Consider the following 6,995-nt stretch of genomic DNA (forward strand, 5'->3'; position numbering starts at 1 on the left):
CAACAACAGGCTAACCGTGGGTAAGCACCCACACGCTGATACATGGCTGATAAAAATTTCTTAACGCATATCAAGAAAAAATTCGGGGATAGTAACTACGAGGGCGACCAGTTTGGGGGAGCAGCTGGCAATGATGGCAGTGGATTACCTCTCAACAATCCCGGCAATTTCATGTTTGCTACAGGTATCGAATGCTCCTACCCAACCATCAAACACGGCAAGGTACGCCGGGATTTGTTGCGGGAGTGCGACCATTATAACCGCTACAAAGAAGACCTCGGGCTGGTGAAAGAGCTGGGATTGAACGTACTGCGGTATGGTTTGCCGTACTACAGTATCCACAAGGGACCGGGCAAGTTCGACTGGAGTTTTGCCGATGAAGCGATGGCCGAAATAAAACGGCTGAAGATTACACCCATTCTGGATTTGATGCATTTCGGCGTGCCGGACTGGATTGAAAACTTTCAGAACCCGGAGCTACCCCTCCACTTCGCCGAATATGCCGGTGCCGTAGCCGAACGGTATCCCTGGGTTCGGTACTATACGCCCGTCAATGAGATTTACGTTACGGCCCGCATCAGTGCCAAAGACGGCAACTGGAATGAGCAGCTCAAAACGGACAAAGGTTTTGTAACGGCCCTCAAACACTGCGTAGCGGCCAGTATCATGGGTAATCATGAAATTGCCAAGCGTCGGAACGACTGCATCATTGTACAGAGTGAAAGTGCCGAATATACCCACGAGTTCTGCGCTACTCCCTCCCCTGAAGTCGCTCTGGAGAACGAACTCCGCTTTCTGTCACTGGATCTACTCTACGCCAATCCGCCATCGGCAACGGTAGCCATGTACATGATGGACAATGGATTGACCCGCCAGGAGTACGATTGGTTTATGGCGGGCAAACCGCCGGGTTATCAAATAATGGGTAACGATTATTACGGCCGGAACGAGCGAATAAAGCTACCCGATGGCACTATCGAAACCTCAATGGACGTGCTGGGCTGGTATGAGATAACCAAGGAATACTACGAGCGGTATCATATGCCGCTAATGCATACCGAAACCAACGTGTTCGAACCGGACTTAGCCCCGATGTGGCTGTATAAGCAATGGGTCGGCATTATGCGGATGCGCCGGGACGGAGTACCCGTTATGGGTTTTACGTGGTATAGTCTGATTGACCAGCTCGACTGGGATTCTCAGTTGAAGGAGGTCAATAATAACGTCAACGCCTGCGGGTTATATGACCTTGACCGAAAACCCCGGCCCGTGGCCGAAGCGTACAAGACCCTGCTCAAGGAGTTTGGTCAGATAACGATCATTCCACACGCAGAAATGATGGAAGTTACAGCACGTCCGGCGCGGTTGAAAGTTGCCATATAATCTATCCCGTTATGCATTATTCGGTCAATAACACGCAACTCCACGTGCTGGAAGCAGGGAGCGGCCCGTTGACACTCGTGCTTCTGCACTACTTCGGTGGCTCGGCCCTGGAGTGGCAATCTGTCATGGCGCAACTGGCGGGCCAGTACCGTTGTGTGGCAGTCGATCTGCGCGGACACGGCGACTCATCATCGCCGAAAACGGGTTATTCGGTAGCGGATATGGCCGATGACATTCAGGCTTTGATTCGGGCGATGGCTATCCAGAATTTTGTGCTGATTGGCCATTCCATGAGTGGCAAGGTGGCGCTGGAATTGGCCAGTCGGCAACCGGCAGGCCTGCAACTTTTATTGCTGGTATCCCCTTCCCCACCCGTGCCTGAACCCATTTCGGATGCCGACCGGCAGGAAATGCTTGAAACGCACGGACAGCAAACGGCAGCGGAAGAAACCCTGGCGAAGATTACGGTAAAGCCCCTTTCTGAGTCGGCGAAGGCGCAGATCATTGCCGATAATCTGCGCACCTCCGAAACGGCCTGGAATGCCTGGCTGACGCTGGGTAGTAAAGAAACCATTTCGGCCCGGATGCACTCCATTAATGTTCCGGTACATATTATTGTCGGCATGGACGACAAAGCCCTCTCGCCCGATGTTCAGCCGGAAATGACGCTCCCTTACCTGAATGATGCAACGCTCGAACGCGTCGACGGTGCGGGGCACCTGCTTCCCTGGGAAACGCCGGATGAACTTACTACCTTCATACGAAAAAGAGTAGCGGCAATGGTACCTATACCACTGCATTAAAATTATGATCGATTCAGTAATCAGCAATCCGTTTCAGTCTTTCTGGTGGGCCGGCTTTGAATGTACCGACCAGCTCAACTGCTTCGGTAACCGGGTCGACTTTTTGACCATAACCGGACATGTACAGGAGTTGGAGGCTGATTATGCCCGACTGGCTCCGTTTGGTATTCGGACGGTTCGGGAGGGCATTCAATGGAGTAAGGTCGAGAAGGGTGCCTATCAGTACGACTGGAGTACGGTAAAAGGTATGCTTGCCGAGGGTAAACGGCAGGGCATTCAGCAGATCTGGGACCTGTGTCACTTTGGCTATCCCGACGACCTGACCCCACTGCACCCCATGTTTGCCCGGCGTTTCGCAGCTTTATGCCGCGCCTTCGTCCATTTTTACCGGGACCTCTACCCCAGTGAACCGCTGGTAATTACACCCATCAATGAGGTTAGTTTTATGTCGTGGCTGGGGGGCGATGTTCGGGGTACGTCGCCCTATTGCATCAGCCAGGGTTGGGAGGTTAAGCGGGGCCTCATGCGGGCTTATATCGAGGGAGTGGCGGCCATGCGGGAGATCGACCCCACCATTCGCATCCTGACCACTGAGCCACTAGTGCATATTGTACCCCCTTTTGGTGCTACGCCGAAGCAGGTTGGCGAAGCCCGGCGAGCGGATGAAAATCAATTTCAGTCGGTCGATATGCTGGCCGGTCGCATAGCTCCCGAGCTGGGTGGGTCACCGGATTACCTGGACATTGTCGGTTTCAATTATTACTACGACAACCAGTGGGTATCCGATCATTCGTTCTACCTGCCCTGGGGCGATCCGGTACCTGACCCCCGCTGGTTACCCCTTCATAAACTCCTGATAAAAGCGTACCAACGCTACAAGAAACCCATTGCCTTGACTGAAACCAGCCACCCCGGCGAGCATCGCCCCCAGTGGATCAGCATGATCGGGCGTGAGTGTGCCGCCGTCATGCAGGCGGGCATACCGCTGTGGGGTGCCTGTATCTACCCCATCATTGACCGGCCCGACTGGGATCACCTGCAAAACTGGCACCGGTCCGGCTTGTGGGATGCCGATCATACTGTTGAACCGCCCCGCCGGGTATTGTATGAGCCTTACGCCCGCGCGCTGTTACAGGCCCAGCAGGTTACGGCCGTCGGTAGTAAATAGAGCGTTGTACGTTATTTTTGATTCGACAACCCCGTTTCTACCAACTTCGCCCGAACCCATTGGCTTCCACGACGCAACTCCTCTTTGTTCTATTCTCGTTATTGATGTCGTCTACCACCGCCCGGAGTCAGTCACAGAACCCGGCTTTCAATCTGGCGGATTCACTGACCAGTTATTTGAAACGGTTGCCACCGGCGGCTCGGGTGAGTTTGAGCACCCGGTCGCTGGTTGATGCTACCCTGTCGTTTGCATACCGGGCCGATGTACGGGTACCATCGGCCAGTGTGATCAAACTACCCATTATGCTGGAGTTGATGGAGCGCGTCAAGGCCGGTATGTTTAACCTGGACGCTATGCACACGCTGACCGAAGCCGAAAAGGTGGGTGGGGATGGTGTGTTGCAAACCTACGCCGACCAAAGCCGGGTTAGCTACCGGGAGTTACTGCGCCTGATGCTGATCAAGAGTGACAACACGGCTACCAATATAATCATCCACCTGCTCGGGCGCGATGCGATCAACCAGCGCCTGCGAAAATCAGGTCTTGAGCGCAGCCAGCTAAATCGCGTCATGATGGACACGCTGGCGGCCAAACAGGGCCGGGAAAACTACGTGACAGCGCAGGAAATGAATGCCCTGCTGGAAAAAGTATACCGGCATCAGGTGGCTACGCCCGAAGGCTGCGAAGCGATGCTGACCATCCTGAAACAGAATGAAGACGTACTCACCATTCCCCGATTATTGCCCAAAAGCGTGGTCATAGCGCACAAAACGGGTACGCTGGCCTACGTTCGGGGCGATGCCGGGATTGTGTACGCGGAAAAACCGTTTCTGCTGGCGGTGTTTGTGGAGGGCGTACCGACGCCGGAAGCCGAGCGGATTATTGGTGAGGTTGTGTTAATCTGTTATACCTACTTTAACTGAAAGCGGCCCGGCCACGCACTAGTGCGTGGCCGGGCCGCTTTCAGTTATTCATTTTACAGGATTATGCTTTCGTTAATTCAATGGTTATCATGTAGTTTTCTTTTTTTCCATCACCGTCAAAATCCTCCATCTCCTGCGTAACCAGTTTCAGCGTGTTACCGCCCAGCGTAGTATCGTAGATTGACACATCCGTACCGGTGGTAATGGTTAGTTTGTTGCCATCCAGCTTCCAGGTCGAGTTGTCTTCAATTGGACCTTTATCTCCTGATGCGGTGCATTTTGGCCCGGACTTACCGGTGATCTTACCATTGCTGTTGAATGTAATGATAGTAGTAGTGAGGCAGGCTATAATATCATCTCCGCCAGGGAAGGCTTTGTATAGGGTAAGCAGATCATTGCTTTTAGTGCCCGTCCCCAAAAAATCGACCCCCGGATCAATTTTATAGCTTACAATTTTCCAGTCACCCTGCACAGAAGCGGCAGAAGGAGTAACAGCATCATCGCTATTTTTACAACTACCAAACCAGAGTAGCATTGACACTAGTAAAGTCCAGGCAATAAAGGGGGTTGTATTACTTTTTTTCATGGTACGTATGTGGTTAATGTGTGGATCAAAAGTGCCCTGTTTATCCGCTCGAAGGAAAAAATGTTGAGCAATCGGCTTCATTTCTTTCGTTAACGGTCAGGGGTCTGTTCCGTGTTTCACTACGAGGCCCACAAACCGACTCCCGGTAAAGTCATTAAAAACAAAAACCGGCTCTTTGAGGAGAGCCGGTCGGGTTATAGGAAGAATTATTACTTCTTCAGTTCCATATTGAACGTGTAAACGGTTGGGTCAGGAGCTGGGTAATTCAGCATTCCCTGCCACTGTAGTTTTAGCGTGGGAGTCGAATTGACAACTGTATATTCCGTCTTTGTGCCATCTCCTCTGGTAACCGATAATTTGCTACCATTCAACACCCATTTGCTGGATGCATCGATACCTGTAAAGGTGCTCACGGGTACCGGAATACTCTGACACGAGTTAGGATTATCGGTCGTTGCCGTTCCATCGGCTTTGAACGTGATTGTCAGATCGTTCAAACAGGTGGTGTTGCTGAATAATAGTTTCGACGCGGCAATCAGGTCACTGAACGTGCCCAGCACTTTAGGATCAGCGGTTAGGGCAGTGATTTTATAACTTCCCTCAATAGTAGTGGCTGGGGTAACGGGATTATCCGTTTTCGTGCAACTGTCGAACCCTAGCAGCAGGGCCATAACGGATGCGCACAGGAACAGGCTCGATAAAGGTGCTTTTTTCATTTGTTCTGGTTGTTAGAGGTAAGAAACAGCGTCATACGCCGAATTGACACGCAAATAAAAACGTTACGTGATAGATTAAGCAACGAGTTTACGTATTTTTTTGTGTTTTTTTGCGATTAACTCATGTCATCAACGATGTCTGCGCTGAAAAAGCTTCACGACCGCTCACCAGAATCGGGGCCACTGTGCGTCTAATTTCGCTTCTGATTACTTTTGTTTTTCCACCTGCAATCACTCAATCTTCTAATCGTATCTCCCTATGCTTATAACGACTACTTCTGCCATCGAAGGCAAACGAATTACGCAGTACATTGGCCTCGTCAACGGCGAAGCGATCATTGGTGCCAACCTGGTCAAGGATTTCTTCACCAGCATCCGCGATGTGGTGGGCGGTCAAACAGGGGCTTACGTACAGGCCCTGCGCGAAGCGAAAAGTATTGCCCTCAAGGAAATGGTTGATCAGGCTACCCGCCTGGGTGCCAACACCATTATTGGCGTTGACCTGGACTATCAAACGATTGGTGCCAATGGAGCCATGCTCATGGTGAGCGCCAACGGCACGGCGGTAGTGGCAGAGGACATCAAGCCTGCTCACTAAAAAAAGGCGTCCGGGTTAGTGAGTATCCTGCCCAAGTAGAAGGCAGAATTAGGCACGACAAAAAGCATTCCTTACTGAATATTGCCCTGCGTATAGCCTGTTGCGATACCCTTGTTCTGATCTACCTGACCCCCGGCTATAGTAGCGGCAAAAATACTTATCATTGCCAAACCACAACGCCGGACTGTAATTAGTCAGGATAGCCACAGTTCGGCGGTCCGATCAACGTCCCGAACCCGCTGAATCGATACCTGTACATACCGTTTAATCAGTTGATTGAGGCAAGATTTGGAAGTTTTGTACCTGACGGGTTTCTTTATAAAAGAACTGGCGTAGTTGGCGTTAATTCGTTAAGTAGAAAACTAGAAGTAGCTACTAATCAGCAAAATCGCATTAAGCGACTTTACGTACAATAACATGTTGGGTGCAAGTCCATTAATTGGCTGCATTTCCGGGTCGCGGGCGACAGGTTGTATGTCCCAGAGGTCAGGCTTTTGCTCGTTCGGCGGGTTGCAGTTGACAGGGCGAACCTCCCAACAAGTCAGGTTTAGGTTTGCCAGAGGTGCATTTCAAAACTACCTGCCTTAAGTTGACTTAGTCGTTGTCAACTAAATTTAGGCGGTCTCTGACCAATTGCCAGCGGCCACTCTTAGCCGCTACCCGTAAGTTGAGCATCGCTTGCGCCCCATCATCACTCCACCGCTGACCGCTGCGCTTCATCCGGCACTGAATCACCGTCCGGTGAGCCGCTTCGATACAACCACTGCCAATCTGTAAGCCACGATCTTGATACGTTCCGTACTGCATCCGAGTGCGAT

7 protein-coding genes and 1 pseudogene are annotated in these 6,995 nt (G+C 51.5%); 5 read left to right on the top strand and 3 right to left on the bottom strand.

What is annotated here, in order from left to right:
* Positions 1 to 42: 42 nt before the first annotated feature.
* The 4 genes from B157_RS0114795 to B157_RS35440 are packed head-to-tail and all read left to right on the top strand — an operon-like array spanning position 43 to position 4,277.
* Positions 43 to 1,383 (top strand): family 1 glycosylhydrolase, encoded by a 1,341-nt coding sequence (locus tag B157_RS0114795; RefSeq protein WP_020604079.1) that lies wholly within the window; start codon positions 43 to 45, stop codon positions 1,381 to 1,383.
* Between the two features lie 11 nt (positions 1,384 to 1,394).
* Positions 1,395 to 2,186, top strand: a complete 792-nt coding sequence (locus B157_RS0114800) for an alpha/beta fold hydrolase (protein ID WP_020604080.1) — start codon at positions 1,395 to 1,397, stop codon at positions 2,184 to 2,186.
* A gap of 4 nt (positions 2,187 to 2,190) precedes the next feature.
* Positions 2,191 to 3,354 (top strand): glycoside hydrolase family 1 protein, encoded by a 1,164-nt coding sequence (locus tag B157_RS0114805; protein WP_020604081.1) that lies wholly within the window; start codon positions 2,191 to 2,193, stop codon positions 3,352 to 3,354.
* Positions 3,355 to 3,413: 59 nt separating this feature from the next.
* Positions 3,414 to 4,277: a serine hydrolase gene (locus B157_RS35440; protein ID WP_157618451.1), complete on the top strand. Its 864-nt coding sequence runs from the start codon at positions 3,414 to 3,416 to the stop codon at positions 4,275 to 4,277.
* A 61-nt stretch (positions 4,278 to 4,338) separates the two neighbouring features.
* On the opposite strand, the gene B157_RS0114815 is transcribed toward B157_RS35440, so the two are convergent.
* Positions 4,339 to 4,863 (bottom strand): lipocalin family protein, encoded by a 525-nt coding sequence (locus tag B157_RS0114815; RefSeq protein ID WP_020604083.1) that lies wholly within the window; start codon positions 4,861 to 4,863, stop codon positions 4,339 to 4,341.
* Between the two features lie 209 nt (positions 4,864 to 5,072).
* Complete coding sequence (locus B157_RS0114820) at positions 5,073 to 5,579, bottom strand: lipocalin family protein (protein WP_020604084.1); 507 nt, start codon at positions 5,577 to 5,579, stop codon at positions 5,073 to 5,075.
* A 259-nt stretch (positions 5,580 to 5,838) separates the two neighbouring features.
* Between B157_RS0114820 and B157_RS0114825 the strand changes: the two genes are divergently transcribed.
* Complete coding sequence (locus B157_RS0114825; protein ID WP_020604085.1) at positions 5,839 to 6,177, top strand: heavy metal-binding domain-containing protein; 339 nt, start codon at positions 5,839 to 5,841, stop codon at positions 6,175 to 6,177.
* A gap of 594 nt (positions 6,178 to 6,771) precedes the next feature.
* Here B157_RS0114825 and B157_RS39015 read toward each other — a convergent pair.
* Positions 6,772 to 6,995 (bottom strand): annotated as a pseudogene (locus B157_RS39015) (ISLre2-like element ISRsl1 family transposase); the annotation flags it as partial.

Origin of the sequence: Spirosoma spitsbergense DSM 19989 (assembly GCF_000374085.1) — a bacterium.
GTDB lineage: Bacteria > Bacteroidota > Bacteroidia > Cytophagales > Spirosomataceae > Spirosoma > Spirosoma spitsbergense.

Coding starts and splice junctions, on each gene's coding strand:
- B157_RS0114795 (WP_020604079.1), top strand. CDS start 43: ATGGCTGATAAAAATTTCTTAACGCATATCAAGAAAAAATTCGGGGAT.
- B157_RS0114800 (WP_020604080.1), top strand. CDS start 1,395: ATGCATTATTCGGTCAATAACACGCAACTCCACGTGCTGGAAGCAGGG.
- B157_RS0114805 (WP_020604081.1), top strand. CDS start 2,191: ATGATCGATTCAGTAATCAGCAATCCGTTTCAGTCTTTCTGGTGGGCC.
- B157_RS0114815 (WP_020604083.1), bottom strand. CDS start 4,863: ATGAAAAAAAGTAATACAACCCCCTTTATTGCCTGGACTTTACTAGTG.
- B157_RS0114820 (WP_020604084.1), bottom strand. CDS start 5,579: ATGAAAAAAGCACCTTTATCGAGCCTGTTCCTGTGCGCATCCGTTATG.
- B157_RS0114825 (WP_020604085.1), top strand. CDS start 5,839: ATGCTTATAACGACTACTTCTGCCATCGAAGGCAAACGAATTACGCAG.